Genomic DNA, 20008 nt, shown 5'->3' with positions numbered 1-20008 from the left:
CGGGGTTAACCCCTACTTAGCACTCCGTTAAGTAACGAAAACTAGTACTGGTAAATACAACTTAGGTCGATTAGTCTAGATATAAATAATAGGTGGTAAAAAAATAACAACAAAATAATCAGTGCTTACAACCATGGGTAAGCCAATTAGCAGATTATTTTGATGAAAAAGTAAACATGGTAAGAATCAAGGTTGATGAGAAACGACTTTTTCTCATCGAAGAATAATGAGTAACATACAGTAGGAATACCGTTATGGCAGATCAAAAAGAGCAATTTACCCAAGCTTGGGCTGGCTTCACCGCAGGTGACTGGCAAACAGAGGTAAACGTGCGTGACTTTATCCAAAAGAACTACACCCCTTATGAAGGTGATGATTCTTTCTTAGCTGGCGCAACACCAGCAACCGACGCCCTTTGGGAAAAGGTAATGGAAGGCATCAAGCAAGAAAACAGAACCCACGCACCGGTTGATTTCGACACGTCTGTTATTTCTACTATCGTTTCTCACGATGCAGGTTACGTTAACAAAGACCTAGAAACCATCGTAGGTCTACAAACTGAAGCACCACTAAAACGCGCGATTATCCCTAACGGTGGTATTCGTATGGTTGAAGGCGGGATTGCTGCTTACGATCGCGAACTAGACCCAGAAGTGAAGAAAATCTACACCGACTACCGTAAAACCCACAACCAAGGTGTATTTGACGTTTACACTGGCGACATCATGAAATGTCGTAAGTCAGGCGTACTCACAGGTTTACCTGATGCATACGGCCGTGGCCGTATCATCGGTGACTACCGCCGCGTTGCCCTATACGGTATCGACTTCCTAATGGCTGACAAGGCAAAACAGCACAAATCATTAGAAGCTGAGCTAGTAGCAGGAACTAAACTAGAAGACACTATCAAGCTACGTGAAGAAATCTTCGAACAATACCGTGCCCTAGGCCAAATGAAAGAAATGGCGGCAAAATACGGTTACGATATTTCTAACCCAGCAACGACCGCACAAGAAGCAATCCAGTGGACTTACTTCGGCTACCTAGCTGCAGTTAAATCACAAAACGGTGCTGCAATGTCTTTCGGTCGTACCGCGACTTTCCTAGACGTATACATCGAGCGTGACCTACAAGCGGGTAAAATTACTGAATCTGATGCGCAAGAGCTAATCGACCACCTAGTAATGAAACTACGTATGGTTCGTTTCCTACGTACGCCAGAATACGACACGCTATTCTCTGGTGACCCAATCTGGGCAACCGAGTCTATCGGTGGTATGGGTACAGATGGCCGTACTTTGGTAACAAAGAACGCATTCCGTTTCCTAAACACTCAGTACACCATGGGTCCATCGCCTGAGCCAAACATCACTGTACTTTGGTCAGAAAACCTACCTGCTAACTTCAAGCAGTACTGTGCGAAAGTATCTATCGATACGTCATCTATCCAGTACGAAAACGACGACTTGATGCGTGCAGACTTTGACAACGATGACTACGCTATTGCATGTTGTGTATCACCAATGATCGTGGGTAAACAAATGCAGTTCTTCGGCGCTCGTGCCAACCTAGCTAAAACACTACTTTACGCCATCAACGGCGGTGTAGATGAGAAGCTAAAACTGCAAGTAGGTCCTAAGTCTATCCCAGCGATTACTTCTGAAGTGCTTAACTTTGATGAAGTGTACGCCAACCTAGACCACTTTATGGATTGGTTAGCTGAGCAATACGTCACAGCCCTTAACTGTATCCACTACATGCACGACAAGTACAGCTACGAAGCGGCACTGATGGCACTGCATGATCGCGACGTTTCTCGCACCATGGCATGTGGTATCGCAGGTCTATCTATCGCGGCTGACTCACTCGCGGCCATTAAGTACGCAAAAGTGAAGCCGGTTCGTGACGAAGACGGCATCGCAGTTGACTTTGAAATCGAAGGCGACTATCCGAAATTTGGTAACAACGATGCACGCGTTGATGACATCGCATGTGAGCTTGTTGAAAGCTTCATGAAGAAAATCAAAGCGCGTCCAATGTACCGCAACGCTCGTGCGACTCAATCTATCCTAACTATCACGTCTAACGTGGTATACGGTAAGAAAACAGGTAACACACCTGACGGTCGCCGCGCAGGTACGCCATTTGCGCCAGGTGCTAACCCAATGCACGGTCGTGACGAAAAAGGTGCGGTTGCATCATTAACTTCGGTTTCTAAATTGCCGTTTGCTTACGCACAAGATGGTATCTCTTACACCTTCTCTATCGTGCCAAATGCACTAGGTAAAGACGATAACTCACAGCGCGCTAACCTAGCGGGTCTAATGGACGGTTACTTCAAGCACACCCCTGATTTAGAAGGTGGTCAGCACTTGAATGTAAACGTAATGAACCGTGAAATGCTACTCGATGCAATGGAAAACCCGGATAAGTACCCACAATTGACTATCCGTGTATCTGGCTACGCAGTACGTTTTAACTCGCTAACGAAAGAGCAGCAAAACGACGTAATCACACGTACCTTTACTAGCTCGCTATAATAGCTTTATAGCAGACAGCCTGCTTAGCGGGCTGTAGTTAAGCGCATCAAGCCACCTGACTTCAGGTGGCTTTTTTGTTGTACCTAACTCTCGTTAAGTTCACTAAATTCATCTAATCATTTGATGGGTAACCCTGCCATTGATAACTCATCTTTTCTGTCGCGGGTTCCCAAGGGTAAGGAGACGGTGCTCAGTGATATATTAAAGGAGCCAATGTGGCTCCTTTATCATTCATTTATCAGTATTTAACTGATTAACAGCCGCCTATTTTTTTCCAAATATTCCAAGCTGACCGATCCGTTGGCTGGACATTGGTACTCCACCAAATCGCCTCGTAACGATTGCCGGAGTAGACAACATGATCGCCTAGGGAATACGACTGGTTCGGGCTCCAAGCACCAACACCACTACAGCTTCCATCTGGTTCGCTGGTAGGGGTAACACTTGGCTCAACCGTCGGAGCTACCGTTGGATCAATAGTCGGTTGTGGAGTTGGATCGGTGCCACCATCCACTAAATCCCACGGTCCCCATTGTGCCGTTCCGGGCTCTTGACCTTGGTTCCACCACAGTGATACATAGACCTTACCTTGGTGTGACACTCTATCACCGGCAAGGTATATCTTTTGAGGGTTCCAAGCGCCGCCTGGTAATGGATCAGGTGTAGGCGCAATCGTTGGTTCTGTGGTAGGTGCGATGGTTGGTGCTATCGTCGGCTCAACCGAGGGAGTAACGCCGCCCACTGGCTTATTACCGCTACGGCAATAGCTTGATGATAAACCAACATCACTCAGCGCTGCGGCAATGTCATTACCATCCCAACCTAAATCAGCTGCCGCACGACAGGCGCCATCAGCGGCTTGTTGATACGTTGCATTAGAAGTCCATAGACGACGCTCATTCGCACGTAAAAACACTTCAAATGCATATCTTACGTTCCAGCCCGGTGTCGTTGCTAAGTTGTAAAAGACCTTATTAAAAACACCTGAGGAGTGATGGGGATCCATGCCTGTGGTGTATTTCGATACATGATCAATAGAGCGCCCGTCAGACGTCGGGTTTTTCATGCTACGCATAAAGCCCGAATTTTTGTAGATTTCATTGCCCATAATGAAATCAGCATGGCCGTAAATGTATTCCTTTAATGCCATGCCCGCCATATCAGAAAATGATTCATTCAAACCGCCAGATTGATTTTTATAAACTAACCCCGAATGATTTTCAGTAAAACCGTGGGCCACTTCGTGACCAACCACCGAAACACTCGTAAATGGATGGAACCGAGAGCCGCCGTCACCAAAACTCATTTTGCCCTGATACCAAAATGCATTGTTTGCATCTTTATCTGTATTGCCAAAGTGCACTCGCATGATTAACTTAGATGGTAACGCCGCGGTAGCATACCACTCGCGAAACATCTCTACATGCTTAGTGCCATTGTACAAAGCCTCACTGCCCACGCCGTAAGCGCCATTCACATCAGTTTCATCAAAGCGGTTGTCGGAATCGACACAATTGTATGGGTAAGCCGGAGAGGTAGTCGTATAATCAGCACGATTATTGAGATTGACGATCCGCACATGTTGGTTTTCTAAAGTACAACGAGTACCCGATTTAGTGACGTTCAGATGATCCCACTCTCCTTCACCATAATTGATAATTCCACGTCTTTCATTTCCGCCTTCCCCAGTTGCTTTGGCATGAGGGATATTATTGTATTGCTCTAATACCTCTCCAGTATTGGCATCCATGATCAACACAGGTGCTTTAACGGCATTCACATCAACAAAGCCAAAAAATAAATAGGCTAAGTGCGCTTTACCCGATTCACTGGCGTAAATATAAAGATCGGTTGGCTGTTCTTGTTTAACGTGTTCAAGAGAGGTACCTTCATCGCGCGCAATAATTTGTTTTGCTAAAGCTTCAATATCTCGCACACTAATTAATGGCGTGACAGATTTAACATCGTCTTCAATATTTTTAACGACACTGCCCGCAACGTAGGTAAATTTGTCCGTTTGCTCATTTTTAAGTAATACAATATCCCCCCCTAAGATAGGGACACCTTGATAATATTGTTGCAACGTCTGATGCAGTTCGCCGTGTTGCACACGATGACTTTGCTCAGACACACTAAATCCATTTGGCTCTGCCAGTATGCCTAAACTCAGAGCTTGAGGGCTACCTACGATACCAAGACTGTTTACGTCGTCGAGGCTCAATTCGACTACTTCAGCCGAAAAAGTCGGGCTGGCGATTAACGCAGCGGCAACAGCTATGACGCTTCCTTTCAATTTAAACATTATCCTGTCTTCCTTTATCAATTCTAATGAGGGCTCAATCAGAACGTCATTGTTCTTTTGAGCCCAGTTAGCGTAGATAAAGGGCATCAACATTTATTTCAAATAGAGGACGATTTTTTAAAACTAAACGACAAAATGTCATAAATGAGGCTTAAGATACATTTGTCATTTTTCTACTGATGAAGGGGCCAATCTCAACACAAAATGACTCATTAAAGTTCACTGAGTGGTTACCATTCAAAGATATAGAAAGACATACAAGATTCTTTTATGGCGCTTAAATTCAATAACTTAGAGTTTATCATTATTCAATTCAGCACTCGAAAACAATATCAGCGAGGTAATTACCCTCGCTCGACTTGATCCTGATATTTTTTCGGCGTGATACCAAAGCGGGCTTTATAGAGAGTACTAAAGTAGCTTTGCGAACTAAAACCACACATGAAGGCCACCTCTGATATAGCAATACCAGAGCGTAAAATTTCATTCGACTGCTGTAATCGATACTCTCGTAACATTTCACTCGGCGTCACGCCTAACAGCCCTTTAATTTTGCGCTGCAGCTGCTTACTGCTCATAAACATTTGTTCTGCACATTGCACCACACTGAAGTCACTATCATGAAAATGCTGCTTAAAAATATGCTCGAGTTTGTTAACGAACTCTTGGTCTTTATCTTTAAGATCATGGTGGGTACCCAGTACGTTGGCTGTCGCGTTTTTATCAGCTGAAAAACCATGAGTCAGGGCGTTTAGGTTATCGACTTTAAGTTTCAGTTCATCAATATCAAATGGCTTAGTGATAAAATCCGTTACTTGATGCACAAGCGCCATCTTTCGAGAATCATCATCAACCTTAGCGGTGACCAATAAAAAGGGGATGTGGCAGGTTTTATCATTGTCACGAATAGCATCACAGACTTCTAATCCAGTTAAATTTGGGATCTGCCAATCACATAAGATCACGTTTGGGATAGTATCAGTGGCTATCGCCAATGCTTGCTGGCCGTCACTGGCCACTAAGCATTGATAATGATTGCAAAATACAGACACCAAGTAATCGGATAACTCAACATTATCTTCAACAATTAACAAGATATCTTCTATATCTGTTGCTGTATTCGGTAAATGGATAGGTGGGCTTATGGCTGAGGGTGAAGGCTCTGTTAATGGTTGTAACTCAAAACAAGGCATATCAGCTTGCTGCGACTGAGCAAGAGGCAAACTAATAATAAACTCGCAGCCTTGATCTGAGGTCGATTCAACGGTTATGTCGCCGCCAATGGACAATAAAGTTTCCTTCACCAACGCTAACCCTAGCCCGGTGCCTGTTATATCAGGATGCCGAGATTGCTTTTCACGGTAAAAGGGTTCGAAAATATGGGCGACATCTGCTTCATCTATGCCATAGCCATCATCTGCAACCGCAATGACTAGCATGTCATTATTAACGTACCATTTAACCTGAACATGGCCCCCAGGGCGATTATACTTGATCCCATTACTCACCACATTCTGAATAATCAACTGTAATTCATCCGCACTGGCGGCAACACAATAACCCTCCTGTCCCGCGAAGCAAATTTGCACTTGCTGGTGTTGGGCTAAATCTTGGTACTGCAACTTAATGTGCTGCATCACCGGATCCAGCGGCGTCACCGCCGTGGCCTCTCTGGCTCCGGTTTGGGTCAGTTTGAGCAACTTGTCTGTCATTAAAAGTAAACGGCGTGCGTTTCTTTCTATTACGGTCCACTGAGCTTGGCTGATAGTTGCTGGAGCATTGTCAGACAGGGCTGACGTTAACGGGCTTAGAATAAGGGTTAAAGGCGTGCGAAACTCGTGGGATACATTGGCGAACAGACGAACCCGCTGATCCAGCATGGCTTTAATTTCTTGAGTGCGCGCGGCTACTTTACTTTCAAGTTTAAAATTTTGCTGTTGTAAATAGCGGGCTCTTGAACGTGCAATCAGCGCACCCAGCATAATGAGCAGCAAACCGACTAACAAACTAAACCAAATTGTTTGGTAAAAATAAGTCTTTACCCCTAGCATCAGCTTTTGGTTGCCCCGCCATTCCCCACTTTTACTTTCAGTTTCAATAACAAAAGTGTGGTTCCCGGGTGGTAATTGGTGATAAGTGACCGAATGCTGACCGAGCTCGGTATAGTTCCAGCTACTATCAATCCCTTGCATTTTATAGCGAAAACGTGTGGCAGAATTAAATGTAAAATCAGCAAAATGTAACCGAATAGCGGAATCTTGCTCTAACTGAAGCGCTTGTTCATAACGAAATGGCACCGCAAGCCAAGGCGACTCATCATTGCGCACTGTTGTTGCCTGTTTTACTTCGATATGGGTCACTTGGGCTGAAGCACTGTTGTCATTTTGGTAGACGAGCGCGGGATCAACCTCTAACAAACCATTGATACCAGCCATCAAAAATCTTCCGTTTGACAGTGGCAAACTTGCCTTAGCGTTAAATTCTTGTATAGGCATACCATCAGCTAATGTGTAGCGCTTTATTTGCAAACTATTAGGGTCAATGTGCAATAAGCTAGCCCCTGCATTACTCCAAATATTTCCATACTCATCTTCAAACACCGAATAAGCGGCTCGGGCTTGGCCTGAGCCAACAGAGGCGTTGACTGATTGAAACTGTCTCGTATTTAAATCAAAACGAATAACACCCGAGCGGCTAGCAAGCCACAAAGCACGGTTAGAGCGATCAACTAAATGATCATAAACCCCGTCAAATACCAAGGCACCACTAGCGGCTAATTCCGTCAGTTGAAAGCTGCTTTTATCCATCTCAATAAGCTGATTATCAACCGTGACTAACCAGAGCTTGTCTTTGTTTTGCGTTGCGCTACTGACTTTGGCTAAAAAGGGCTGATGGCTTGGCCAGTGAGATGGCTTAAATGGTAAAAATTGATCTGTGTGTTGACTGTATCTCAACAAACCAGACTCAAAAGAAAACGCCCAAAGTGTGCCATTAAAAACCATCAACTCGCTGACAAAGTCACGCCTGTCCACCTGACCAAAGTGAGCTAGATCATAGGACGTAACCTGATTAGATTGCAGCGATAGCGTGGCGATACCAAAGTCACCCGCTAACCAAGTCTTATCATTAAATCGTAAGGTATGAACGATAACGCCAAGCTTACTGCCATTGGTTGTCGTTAATATTGTTTTATCGATCACTTGGCCATCTGTTGACACCAAATTATAGGTGCTGTTTGCGGTGAAGTATTGTAACTGACTGTTATCTAATTTATTTAGCGCCATCACTGAGCTGTCTAATAAGCCATCCTTCTCATCCATCAAGTTAAAATATCGCGCAGAGTTAGATAGTTTAAAGGCGCCATGAAGCTGGCTGCCAACCCATAAGTTCCCAGCTTTGTCTTCATAAATCGCGCTAATCATTAACTGAGAGAGATTGCTTCCCACATCAATGGGATATGCTTGTTGCTTGATAAAATCAGCCTGAAAAAGCCCCGCTTTAGACCCAAGCCAAATAACCCCAGCTGAATCTTCATACAAGATTTGTATTGGGTTGGCTAACTGCAAGGTTTTATGTGAAAAGTAGCGCACTCCTTGAGTTTGAGTATCAATTTGATAAATTCCGCTTTCGGTACAGACCCAGACAAGGTGGTTGGTTGCAGTGAGACAAGTGGCATTAAGATCTTCTTTGCTAAGATCACTAGAAAAAAGCACAAAATCGTTACTTTGTGCTATTGAATAATAGAGACCTTTATTGGTCGCAGCCCAAAGTGTGTTTGAACCATCTTTCGCAACCATGTAAGCATCGAGGGTGGGCTTATTAAGATGAGCAACTGCTGCAATGTTTGTTACATCCCCCTCTTCAGAAACAACATAAACCCCACCTCTTCCCGCTAGATAGGCGTGATCGCCATCAATAAGAATACTACGGATGAGATAGCCCGCATGGCTGCCCGTTATTTGTTCAGGACTGAAACGACGGACAACAGATTGAGTATTCGGATCGTAAATATCAAGACCACTAGCCGTTAACACCCATAAATGGCCATTGCGGCCCTTCGCTATTCGCCATATAAATTGGCTTGATAATACTCCCGCAGCAATCGATTCAAAGCGATGTCCATCAAAACGGTTCAACCCTTCTTGTGTTGCTAACCATAAAAAGCCGGTATCGTCTTGGACGATGGAGTTAACGCTAGCTTGACTTAAGCCTTGGCCTAATGACACATTCGCAAAGCTATAATGAGGCGAACTATGAATTGGCCTTGTAAACAATAGCATGAGTGCAATAAAGGCGAATTTTGCTTGAACCATCTGTCTCATCCTTGAGAACATTTTATTCACCACGGATAACACTAGTATCCTGCTTAGATTTAGAACATTGTATGTTAATTGAATGTTGCGAAATGGCGCAATGACTGAAATGCTTTATTGCGATCTATGTGGGCTCTTACTCGATAGGAGTAGCTCTCATTTTTGAGCGCTCTATGACTGGCGTTTTGGGAATTAATGGAGCATGGAGAATTAACCACCAAACGGGTTTCATGACCTTTCCATGCTGACGCTCAAGCTGATTAAAGCTATCGTATTCAAAGTTGAGCACCAATCCATTTGAACCCGCTCTGGTGTCTACTTTATTGTCTCGAGCAGGAGTGAGCCTGCCTAAACGGAGAAGTTCAACTGCCCACTTCCCTCATAATTCACAGCTAAAGCACTGTGATGATTAAATATACAAAGAATATACAAAGTGCCTGTCCTGTTACTTCTGTTACTTGGCCCACTGTTACTTATACAAAGTGCCTGTCCTGTTACTTGCCCTGTTACTTGGCCCGTTTCTTGAGATCAGGTTATCTTGCTTAACAGCTTATCGCACGTTGCCTTTAATGCGATAAGCTCTTCAAGGGGCAGCTCACTTTTGCAAAACATGGTATTGGGAATATCCCTCGCTTGCTCTTTGAGTTTCTTACCGGCTTGGGTTAACCAAATTTCACGCACCCGCTCATCATTTGCCCCTCGTCTTCTATCCAGCAATCCTTTTGTTTCAAGGCGTTTTAATAATGGGGTTAGCGTACCTGAATCCAGATGTAGCTGAGTCCCCATGTCTTTTACATTAATGCCGTCGTTGGCCCATAACACCAACATGGCAAGGTATTGTGGATAGGTTAAGTCGATAGCGTCGAGCACAGGGCGATAGGCGCGAACAATCGCATTGGCGGCACTATACAAGGAAAAACAGACTTGATTTTGCAGTAATAATTCACCCGTTTCGGTTGCCGCTAAATCCGCCTTAGTGGCGTCGCAGGCTTGCATGTCGGTCATAGCAAATTCCTCGTAAAAAGAGCAACACAATTAAATTGCACACAATATAGTTGCATTATAAAACCAGATCGACCTATACTGCGACATAAATCAAATTGCGCACAACTTAATTGCTAGCAATCATTAATTCATTAACACTCAATCAAAGGAAATATTATGTCAGCATTGTATTCAACACGCGCATCCGCTCTATCAGGTCGTAACGGTCAGGTTTCTACGGATGATGGCAAGCTGTCATTAAGCCTTAGCTACCCTAAAGAGCTCGGTGGCACAGGTGAAGCAACTAACCCAGAACAATTATTCGCAGCTGGCTACGCGGCTTGTTTCTCTAATGCCATTTTACATGTGGCACGCGAGCAAAAATTAGCGCTTAAACAGGCTCCCGTCTCGGCTCAAGTCGGTTTGATTGCCAATCAAGCGGGCGGCTTTGGGTTAACGGTTAGCCTAAGTGTGACCCTAGATTTAGCACAAGATGCCGCGCAGCAGCTGGTTACCATCGCTCACCAAGTATGCCCTTACTCAAACGCGGTAAGAGGCAATATCGATGTGGCACTGGATGTAAATGGTGTGGCGCTGTAATGGATAAAGCATTGAACACCACAGGCCGAGTTTTATTGGCTTTGTACTTTTTATTGCCCGGCATCATGAAGTTTGTTGCGTGGGATATGCATGTCGCGTTAATGGTAAAGCATCAAATGATGCTGATCCCTTTATTATTAGCCGCGGCGGGCGTAGTGCAAATAGCAGCCGCTTTGCTAATTATGGCTAATCGCTACACCGCAATTTCAGCCTTAGTCCTTGCCGCTATGGTACTTTTGATAAACATTAATCTGCATGATTTTTGGAATTTCAGCGGTATCGAAGGCGCCCATGAGCAGCAAAACTTTGTTAAAAACTTAGCGATTTTTGCCGGCCTACTGCTACTGGCTGGGCACAGTTGGAAAACCAGTTTTCAGCGAAATTAACGACCCAATAACTTCAATCTCCGCTCCTTTGGCCGCGAGTAAACCGCGGCCTTTTTGTTCGATATCAAAAGCGCTTGTTCACTCGCTATTTAATGCAATTGTATTATTTACAACACACGAAAACATATGCTTAATTAACAGTAGTTTATCGAACAACACCCCTTACAATAATTAACCTTTACCTACTGCTGAGCTTATTGGGTATGACTCTACACGGTTTTGTTAGTTAGGTTAAAAGGACAAATCTGCGCTCAGGAGAAACTATGTCTTTTAAAAGTAAAACATCAACGATGTTCGCCGCCGCCCTCATCCTGTCAATGTCGCTAGCGACCCTACCGGCAATGGCTGCCGATTGGTTTAAAGTTGCCGATAAAGTCGTGAACTACAAATCAGAGACTGACGAAGTAACCCCTCAGTTTAACGAGAAAAACGTTACCCATATCAAGCTGGTATGTACCCAAGGTACGGTGAATTTGCATAAGATCAGCCTGCACATGTCTGATGGCACGGTAAAAGATGTCGATAATCTGGGTGTACTGAGCAAAGGCCTTTCTAGTCGAGTGATTAGCGTGCCTAAAGGCGATGCCAAGCTAAAGAAAATTGAGCTAAATTATGACTCCGTGGGCAATCAAAAATTAGCCCTCCTCGGCGTATCTAAAAAAGCCCATGTCGACATCATGGGTAAAAACGACGAAAAAGATAAGTCTGAATAAGCCTACCTAAACCCATGCCTCAGTCAGCCAGATTGGGGCTCATTTGAAACTGGTAGCCCATTAGCCTCCTACCTAGCTTTACTGATTAGTATAAGTAGTTGAAGTTAAGACTATCGAACATTACAAAGGAAGCCTCATTGGAACAAAACGAAGATATTATTTTCAATACTGGCTTCTTTTCACAAGAAGAGAGTGAAGGACGATTTTACACTGTTGCCAAGGTAAATTACCTTGCTTTACTGCATTTAAGAAAAGAGTTTGTTAGCTCAGAGATTCAAGAGGTGCGAACTCTGATAACTAATTCACCTGATATTGTGTCTGATCTTCACAATTTGATGTCTGTTAAAAACTGGCGCCCGCACATTGTGGGTTGTTTTATTGCTTGCCTGATAGATCGTAATGAAAAAGTCACTGAACTGTTGTGGTCTTGCCTAGATAAAGGGTCGTGGGTGAGCCCTCAAATTGCAGCAACGCTTTCTTTGCTCGACAACTCATTTATTGAAACGGCAACGTTAAAATTAGAAGGGGGCAGTTTTAGCTCTGACGCCAAAAGATTTATGGCACTATTTGCTCTTATCAATAAGCTGGCACCTGAACAAATCAGTGATAAAGCATTAAATAGAAAGCAGTTATTAGTTTCGAGAGATAACGCTGCGTTTGATAACTTGACGCTAAGCTGGCGAGAAAAAGTGCAACTGTTGATCACGTCCTATGACCAACATTAATTGAGTTATGCCGAATTAAGGAACATACCATCAACCATCCCCCCTACTGGACAAGCGCGGATCTTCGCTAAAACAACGTTGCAAATGACTTACTAGCAACTTAACTCTTTCAACTTTGCGTAGATCCGGGTGCAGCAATAACCATAAATGGCTTTGCTTTCCCTGTTTTAGGGTATCTAGGCGCTTCAACCTAGGGTTTTGTTGATCATCAGGTAAAAAAGCCAACCCCATACCATATTCCGCCATGGCGGCCATTGCGTTTAAGTCATTCGCTCTGGCGACAATCGCGTCCTTTAAGTGCTGCTCTTGCCACCTAAATGCAGTCAAGTTTGCCATTGCGCCTTCAGCACCAATTAAGGGTTGATGGCGCAGGCTATTAACATCAAACCCCGTGACTGGTGGAAACTCAATCGCACCGTAAATGCCCCAGTTGATATCCGCCAGTTTCCGCGCTATCAAATGCTCAGGAGGATTCGCCGTAGCACGAATAGCAATATCGGCTTCTCGTCGAGTTAAGTTCAGATCTTGATTACCAACAATCAACTCTACCTTGATTTCGGGATATAGCGCTTTGAACTGACTCAGCCAAGCGGGCAAATAATGATAAGCGATGTTATTGGGGGCGGTAATACGAACCACACCACGAGGGCGAAAATCCTGACCGGTAAACTGTCGCTCAAGGGCATCAAAGGCATCACCTATCTGCTCTGCTTGTCGCAGCAGCTCCTCACCCGCTTGTGTCAGTTTGTACCCTTGCGGCAAACGGTCAAATAGCCGCAGCGAAAGCGTGTCTTCAAACAGGTTCAGACGGCGAAATATAGTTGAGTGATTAACCCCTAGCTCACGTGCAGCGCCGTTTAGACTGCCGTTACGGGCAATGGCTAAAAAGCTATGCAACAAATTCCAATCCATTATCACACCTTGCAAATATGCAAATTGATTTTGCATATTTTGCTAATTTTATTGCAATACAGCAAGCAATAAACTGACTCGGTGTTTCACAATTACTGTTCAATAGGAGTCAACCATGACAACACATGTACTAAAACAAACAGCTGAAGAGCACGTTATCAGCCGTGAACAACTAGGAGCAACCATTTTACGTTGGGGCTTAGGCATCATTTTGCTTGCGCATAGCGTTTATCTTAAGCTCGTTGTTTTTACCCTACCGGGCACCGAAGCCTTTTTTGAATCCTTAGGTTTACCAGGCTTTATAGCCTACGTCGTTTTTGCCGCCGAAGCCTTGGCAGGGTTTGCATTATTACTGGGGGTGAAAGTGCGCTTAGCATCTCTGCTGCTGATACCTGTGTTGGCGGGGGCCACTTGGGCACACTGGCAAAGTGGCTGGTTATTTACCAACAGCGGGGGCGGTTGGGAATATCCACTGTTTCTCACTCTGGCGGCGGCAGTACAGGCTTTGATTGGTGAAGGCGCATGGGCCCTTGAAAGTAAAGTGAACTCAGTTACGCTAACCAGAGGGAAACTATCATGAAACGTAAACTCCCTTTAGCAAATAATGCGCCACTGGTATTAATCAGCTTTCCCTTGTGTCCTTATGTACAGCGAGCGGTGATCGCGGCCGAGGAAGCAGGTATCGACGTTCAGCGAGTTAATATCGACCTAGCTAATAAACCTGAGTGGTTTAGTGCGATCTCGCCAACCGAAAAGGTGCCCGTGATGGTCGTTGATGGTGAGCAGGTGTTATTTGAATCGGCGGCAATTTGCGAGTTTATTAATGAGATTGCGGTGACAAACTTGCATCCCAGTGAGCCAGTGAGCCGAGCCAAGCACAGGGGCTGGATGGATTTTGCGTCAGGCATGCTGGCTAACATAGCTGTGCTTTATAGCACGCAAGCGCAAGATGTTTACACCAATACACTGGTAACTCTGCGTTTAAAACTAGAACAACTTGAAAGTGAAGTGAACCAAGATGGGCATTTTGCGGGGAGTCGTTTTCACCTTATTGATGCGATTTACGCCAGTGTTTTTCGTTACTTTGAGGTGCTTGGTCAAGCTGGTCAATGCAGTGACATAATGCAATTATTGGCCGGCTTGCCGAAAGTAACCGCATGGCAAAAAGCACTGTTACTGCGACCCTCGGTACAAAATGCCGTTACCACTGACTACCCAGCTCAATTATTGACGTTTGTAGCGCGTAAAAATGGCGTCCTCTCGGGCAAGCTTGCCTGCACGCAGGAAAGCGACTTGGTGCCAACGAGTTAAACGCTGCTTTTGGCTCAAGCACCACAAGTGGGTCCTTTGCGGTGCGCAAGTACCCGCTTTCTCTGCCTAATGATCCTGCCAGCAAGCTGGACGCGATATTTGTCATAACATTCATCTGCGGCAGTTGAATCCTTGAACATCTCGTCACGCTTTATTTTTATCACTAATTTGCCGATTACACTATTTCTGAGCCGATACAGATCGCTAGCTTCATTAGATTCGTAACTTAATTTCATTGTCAGAGGAATTTCATATGAAATACGTTACTTTGCTGATTTGTTTGTTCATCACAGGCTGTAATTCGGGCGGATCTTCATCCCCCTCTGTCGATAGCGGTTCAAATCAAAACAGCTCCCTTACAATCGAAGAGCAGTTGAGCTTTTCGGCTTATCAGCGCATTTATTACGGCACCAACAGCCAGCAGTTTTACGACCTAAGGCTGCCTGCTGATACTGAAACTTCGCCGTCGCCTTTACCTGTCATCGTTCTGTTACATGGTGGCTGCTGGGTTAAATCTACGGCAGATTATTCCTATTTTGATCCCCTAGCTGAAGACTTAACGCGTCGCGGATTTGTCACCATCAACGCGGAATATCGTGCTCTGGGCGATACCGGCGGGGGGTGGCCGGGCACCTTTGAAGATGTCAATACCATCATAAACAGTGTGAATACCCTAGCCGATACCTTGCCCATTGATATTCAGCAAGTAGTGGTTGCTGGGCACAGTGCCGGTGGCCATCTTGCACTTTGGGCTGGCCTAAGAGATCAAATTGAAGTTGGCCAACCTCTTTACGATCCTCAACCCCTTGTGCCTGCACTCACCGTTGGACTAGCGGCCATCACAGATCTTGGTCAATATTGGCGCACGTCTTGTGGGGGCGGCATAAATCGGTTAATCGGCGTGCAACCAAGCAGCGACGATTTTGCCCAAAGGCTCATCATTACGTCCCCTATGCAGATGAAAATCAGCCTGACGCCAACCTTGTTGGTACAAGGAAAAAACGATAGTGTCGTGCCCGTCTCGCAGGCAAACAATTATCTCGCTAAGCTTAGGGAAAATCAGGTCGAAACCATCTCACTACAGCCATCAAGTAACCATTTTTCAATACTCAATGTTGACTCCTCTGAATGGCAACAAACCGTTGCAGCCATAGAATCAATGCTAAAATGATAACAAAGAAGCTCGATGGATAGCGGCAGGGTTGCGCAATCAACACCTCACTTTTCTGCCGCTTTATCCCAACTCGACACCTTGAGCCTGTGCTTGCTTAGGCGTTTGGTTAAACTCTTTTTTGTAGCAGCTAGTAAAATAGCTCGGTGAATTAAAGCCACAGCGCATGGCCACCTCTTGGATACTGAGGGGCTCAGATAATAGCTGCTGTGCTTTTTTCAAACGGTAGTTGCGCAAAAATTCATTAGGCGTCACATTGGCGATGACTTTGAGTTTGCGCTGCAGTTGTTTCATGCTGAACCCAGACAAGGCTGACAGCGTTTGAATATTAAAATCGGGATCGTCAAAGTTTGCCGCAACAATCGCTTCAACTCGCTCTAATAACCGCTCGCCATCATCATTTGGCTCACCTTGTTGGCTGACCGGTGTTGGCGTGGCTGCCATATTGGTCGTCATGTTGGTCACCATGGCGGTGAACTCTGCCAGTTCAAATGGTTTACTTAATACATGATGCACGCCACTATTGAGCAACGCCAAGCGCAATTGTGGGTCGCTTTGGGTGACAAATACCAATAATGGAATGGGGCCCAAACTCTCCTGCTGTAGCTGATGACACAGATTTAATGGATGCTCAAAATCAATCAAGATGGCACAAGGCATGATTTTGTTAACGGCTTTTACTAACTGACTCGGTTTCTCTACCACCACAACCTGATAATCATCAATAAATAGGCGCTGTAAAAACTGCCCCATGCTCACATCATGAGTGGCTAACAAGAGCTTGGGTAAGCGATTAGCAATAGGCTTGTGCTGCTTTAACCAAGAAGGGAGGTCACCGCGTATTGAGGGAAACTCGCCACCTTGCTCCCCATCAGCTTGATGAGCAAAGCTTAACTCTATCAAACTGAACTGAGTGCTTACATGTGGCTTTATCGTCATGTTCGCCCCTAATTGACGACTTGCTTGGTATAAAATAGCCAACCCTAAATCATCCAACTGCAACGCGTTTGTCGCGCTCATCTCTGCAATAGAAAGGGCTGAGCCACTCAATTGTTCGCCCGATAACAACACGGATTTAGCATAACACCAAAGCTTGATTTCACGATCCCACGCTCGGCCATAAACGTGAATCACTTCATGGGCTTTCCCTTTCGTGATCATATAACTGAGCAGCTGGAAGATAAGCCCCTCAAGCTGCACCAAATTGCCGGCGACCTTGGTTGGCCCGCGCCATTGAACACGCAGTTGTTGAGGGTTAATGTCGGCTGATTGGCATACCTGTTCAGCCACCTGATGCACCAGCTGCGCAAGCTCATAGTGCCCTTCACTCATTGAGAATTGGCCTTCGTTGGCTTGACTCAAATGAACCAAACGGTCCAATTGCAACATTACTTTTGCTGTTTGGCTTTCAATTAACTCCAGTTGTTCAAGAGTTTGGGGTTGAGTGGTTTGTTGTTTTAAATAAGCAACGGGGGCTTGGATCAAGCTGAGGGGGTTTTTCAATTCATTGGCAATTCGAGCAAATGCATTCACGCGTTGTAATAGCAGTTGCTCTATGGTTTTAGTGCGCATCTTGACTTGGCTACGCAATTGCTTAGCTTGGCTATTGGCCATCTTTAACTTTAGTTGGATATAGCCCACTATCAGTAACGCAAACGCGACAAGGTAAATAGCGAATGCCCAATGGCTCAACCAAAAGGGAGTGGCAACTTGGATAGCAAGTTGTCTGCTATGACCATGCCACTTGTCAGGGGTTTTACTGGATTGCACTTCAAACACATATTCCCCATGAGGCAATTGATGATAGATGGCTTCATTATGTTGTGGCTCCGCTAAGTTCCAATGTTGGTCTAGGCCTATTAAGCGATAGCGAAAATGGGTTGGTGAATGACCAAAGTCGAGATCAGCAAAGGCAATTTTCACCGTCGCATTATCATAATCAAGTACTAAGCCTTGCTCAGGTTGCGCGACCTTGTGCCATTGCTTAGTGCTCATCCCACGCTCATGCATGGTTTGAATTTTAATGTCACTTATCACCACAGGCCAAGGCGTCGCGTCTTGCTCAAGCAGCTCAGTATCAACGGCCAGTAATCCATTAACACTGCCCAATAACAAGGTTGACCCGTCCACCGAGCTCGCGCCATTAAACTCATTAACGGGTAAACCTTGCGCCTGACCATAAACCGCAAGTAATTCCCCCTTTTTTGTCACCTTGAGCAAACTGTGCGCTTGGCTCACCCATACATATTCTCCGACTTCTACGACTTCATAATAAGCACCACGCGGATAACCCGTTTGTGCACTCAAGATAGTGACTTCGCCCTGCCCCGGGCGGTAGGAAACCAAACCATTACGGTTACTCAACCAAAGCGCGCCATCTGCAGCGAGAAAAATATGACTAATGATATCTAACTTAATCGGTTGACCAAGAAAGTTAAGGGCATGGGGTTGGTATTCATACCCGCCTGCGCCATTGGTCGTTAATCGAATCAAGTGACCATCAAATGTGCCTAGCCAAGTCTCTTGGCCATTGACCAGCACACTTGATACACTGGCTAACGCAGGATCTGCGCTGTCGTCAATAAAGTGAAAGCGTTCACTACTTGGCTCATAATACGCCAAACCATACTGAGCGCTGGCCAACCATAAACGATGATCAAAGATAAATAATTGGCTGATATACGTGTCAACTTCGCCCCTTGGAGCCTTCACTTCTACGAACTCGAATTGCTGATCAGACTGCCTGTAGCGAGCTAAACCGCGATTAGAAGCAAACCAAATATTGCCTTGTTGATCCTGCTCGATATCCACTATCACACCGAGATCTTGGCCAGCTTGATTCGTTGGCCGCAGGTTCACCACGGTTTGCTGGCGTGAATTAATTTGGCTAATTGAACCGTCTGCTAAACCGAGCCAAATTTGATCATGATTGCGATGGATAGCCATCACCACATCACTGTGCATCATGCCTTGATGCTGATTATATAAGTGGAAGTTTGCCGCTTGGGGGGTCAACCGGCTTAACCCGCCTAACCGAGTTCCGATCCAGAGCACACCGGCGCGATCAAAGTAAAGCTGGCGAATATAAGCGTCTTTTAAGCCTTTAGATTCTCCAATTTGATGGTGAATAATTTGTGCTTGTGTCATGGTTGGCGCCCATTGATAGAGCCCTGCCCGTGTCCCTAACCAAAGCGTTCCCAGATTATCAAGGGCAAGCGCGGTAAGGCGAGACGAGATCCCCAGTGCGGCTTGCGAGTAAAACAAGCTAGTTTGACTGGCAACATGATAGCGATAGATGCCCTGTTCACTTAATAGCCATAACGTGATGTTGCTGGATGATATTTGCTCAGCTTTAATGGCAATCAGCTTGTCATTTGGCTGCAACGTTAACGCTAAAGGCGAAAGACCTCGGTTTGGTTTATTCACCGCAATGCCTTGGTGATACAGTAGCCAAATTTGGTTATCCGATGTGACGCTAAAATCAATAATGGGATCCGTGGAAGGGGCTAACATCAATGCTTGTTCAGTGTGCTTGTTTGCATCAAAACGGCTGATCCCTTGGGAGCTTTTTAACCAAAGGCCACCATCTTGCGTCGCTTTAAGATCCCACGGGCTTCGAATGTTGCGCTGGTGCACTTTTGCGGTCACGGCAAAGCGTTTAAAGTCATCCGTTTCATTTTGGTACAAGTTCAACCCTTGCGGGGTCAAAACCCATAACCTTTGCTGACTATCAATCACTAATCCGGAAATATAGTTGCCTGAGAGGCTGTTAGCATCGTTGACGGAATAGCGGTATTGCTGAATCTGCTTACCATCATAACGGTTCAAACCATCTTGAGTCCCGATCCATAAGTAGCCTTGATTATCTTGTACGATGGAAACTACTGTCGCTTGGCTTAACCCTTGCTCTAAGCCAATCGCTTCGATCAAATGAGCCCCCTGAAAGGGCAAAGCCGAAATAGACTGAACTAAGCTCAGGTAGAGCAAGCAACATACACTAAAAACTCTCATCATTTCCTTTGACGCAAGCCTTAAGAAGAGGATAACCCGG

At 45.2% G+C, this 20008-nt stretch carries 13 protein-coding genes; 8 read left to right on the top strand and 5 right to left on the bottom strand.

Features of this window, described 5'->3' with window-relative positions; translation table 11 throughout:
- The first annotated feature begins 254 nt into the window (after positions 1–254).
- Entirely contained in the window at positions 255–2540 is a 2286-nt protein-coding gene (pflB, locus tag K6Y21_RS17690; RefSeq protein ID WP_233073206.1) for a formate C-acetyltransferase, read from the top strand.
- Positions 2541–2793: 253 nt separating this feature from the next.
- Here the strand turns inward: pflB and K6Y21_RS17685 are convergent, their stop codons facing one another.
- The 3 genes from K6Y21_RS17685 to ohrR form a co-directional block, all read right to left on the bottom strand.
- Complete coding sequence (locus K6Y21_RS17685; protein WP_233073205.1) at positions 2794–4842, bottom strand: M4 family metallopeptidase; 2049 nt, start codon at positions 4840–4842, stop codon at positions 2794–2796.
- Between the two features lie 344 nt (positions 4843–5186).
- Positions 5187–9155 carry a hybrid sensor histidine kinase/response regulator transcription factor gene (locus K6Y21_RS17680; protein ID WP_233073204.1) on the bottom strand — a complete coding sequence of 1323 codons (3969 nt, stop codon included), beginning with the start codon at positions 9153–9155 and terminating at the stop codon, positions 5187–5189.
- 528 nt (positions 9156–9683) lie between these two features.
- Positions 9684–10151: a transcriptional regulator OhrR gene (ohrR, locus tag K6Y21_RS17675; protein WP_233073229.1), complete on the bottom strand. Its 468-nt coding sequence runs from the start codon at positions 10149–10151 to the stop codon at positions 9684–9686.
- 165 nt (positions 10152–10316) lie between these two features.
- On the opposite strand from ohrR, the gene ohr reads away from it, so the two are divergent.
- The 4 genes from ohr to K6Y21_RS17655 all read left to right on the top strand — a co-directional run bounded on the left by ohr (position 10317) and on the right by K6Y21_RS17655 (position 12563).
- Positions 10317–10739, top strand: a complete 423-nt coding sequence (gene ohr, locus K6Y21_RS17670) for an organic hydroperoxide reductase Ohr (protein WP_233073203.1) — start codon at positions 10317–10319, stop codon at positions 10737–10739.
- Positions 10739–11125 (top strand): DoxX family protein, encoded by a 387-nt coding sequence (locus K6Y21_RS17665; protein ID WP_233073202.1) that lies wholly within the window; start codon positions 10739–10741, stop codon positions 11123–11125. The genes ohr and K6Y21_RS17665 overlap by 1 nt, the downstream gene beginning before the upstream one ends.
- Before the next feature lie 263 nt (positions 11126–11388).
- A complete protein-coding gene (locus K6Y21_RS17660; protein ID WP_233073201.1) occupies positions 11389–11838 on the top strand; it encodes a DUF2541 family protein in 450 nt (149 codons plus the stop codon).
- A gap of 137 nt (positions 11839–11975) precedes the next feature.
- A complete protein-coding gene (locus K6Y21_RS17655; protein WP_233073200.1) occupies positions 11976–12563 on the top strand; it encodes a hypothetical protein in 588 nt (195 codons plus the stop codon).
- A gap of 30 nt (positions 12564–12593) precedes the next feature.
- Here K6Y21_RS17655 and K6Y21_RS17650 read toward each other — a convergent pair whose 3' ends face one another.
- Complete coding sequence (locus K6Y21_RS17650; protein ID WP_233073199.1) at positions 12594–13475, bottom strand: LysR family transcriptional regulator; 882 nt, start codon at positions 13473–13475, stop codon at positions 12594–12596.
- Positions 13476–13590: 115 nt separating this feature from the next.
- Between K6Y21_RS17650 and K6Y21_RS17645 the strand changes: the two genes are divergently transcribed.
- The 3 genes from K6Y21_RS17645 to K6Y21_RS17635 all read left to right on the top strand — a co-directional run bounded on the left by K6Y21_RS17645 (position 13591) and on the right by K6Y21_RS17635 (position 15957).
- A complete protein-coding gene (locus tag K6Y21_RS17645) occupies positions 13591–14055 on the top strand; it encodes a DoxX family protein (protein WP_233073198.1) in 465 nt (154 codons plus the stop codon).
- Positions 14052–14786 (top strand): glutathione S-transferase family protein, encoded by a 735-nt coding sequence (locus K6Y21_RS17640; protein ID WP_233073197.1) that lies wholly within the window; start codon positions 14052–14054, stop codon positions 14784–14786. The genes K6Y21_RS17645 and K6Y21_RS17640 overlap by 4 nt, the downstream gene beginning before the upstream one ends.
- A 253-nt stretch (positions 14787–15039) precedes the next feature.
- Positions 15040–15957 (top strand): alpha/beta hydrolase, encoded by a 918-nt coding sequence (locus tag K6Y21_RS17635; protein WP_233073196.1) that lies wholly within the window; start codon positions 15040–15042, stop codon positions 15955–15957.
- A 63-nt stretch (positions 15958–16020) separates the two neighbouring features.
- Here the strand turns inward: K6Y21_RS17635 and K6Y21_RS17630 are convergent, their stop codons facing one another.
- Positions 16021–19971: a two-component regulator propeller domain-containing protein gene (locus K6Y21_RS17630; protein WP_233073195.1), complete on the bottom strand. Its 3951-nt coding sequence runs from the start codon at positions 19969–19971 to the stop codon at positions 16021–16023.
- Positions 19972–20008 lie beyond the last annotated feature (37 nt).

It is taken from the genome of Motilimonas eburnea (assembly GCF_021295345.1).
Lineage (GTDB): Bacteria > Pseudomonadota > Gammaproteobacteria > Enterobacterales > CBDFNC01 > Motilimonas > Motilimonas eburnea.
The sequence above is the reverse complement of the archived record's forward strand: the minus strand, read 5'-3'. Positions and strand labels throughout refer to the sequence as shown.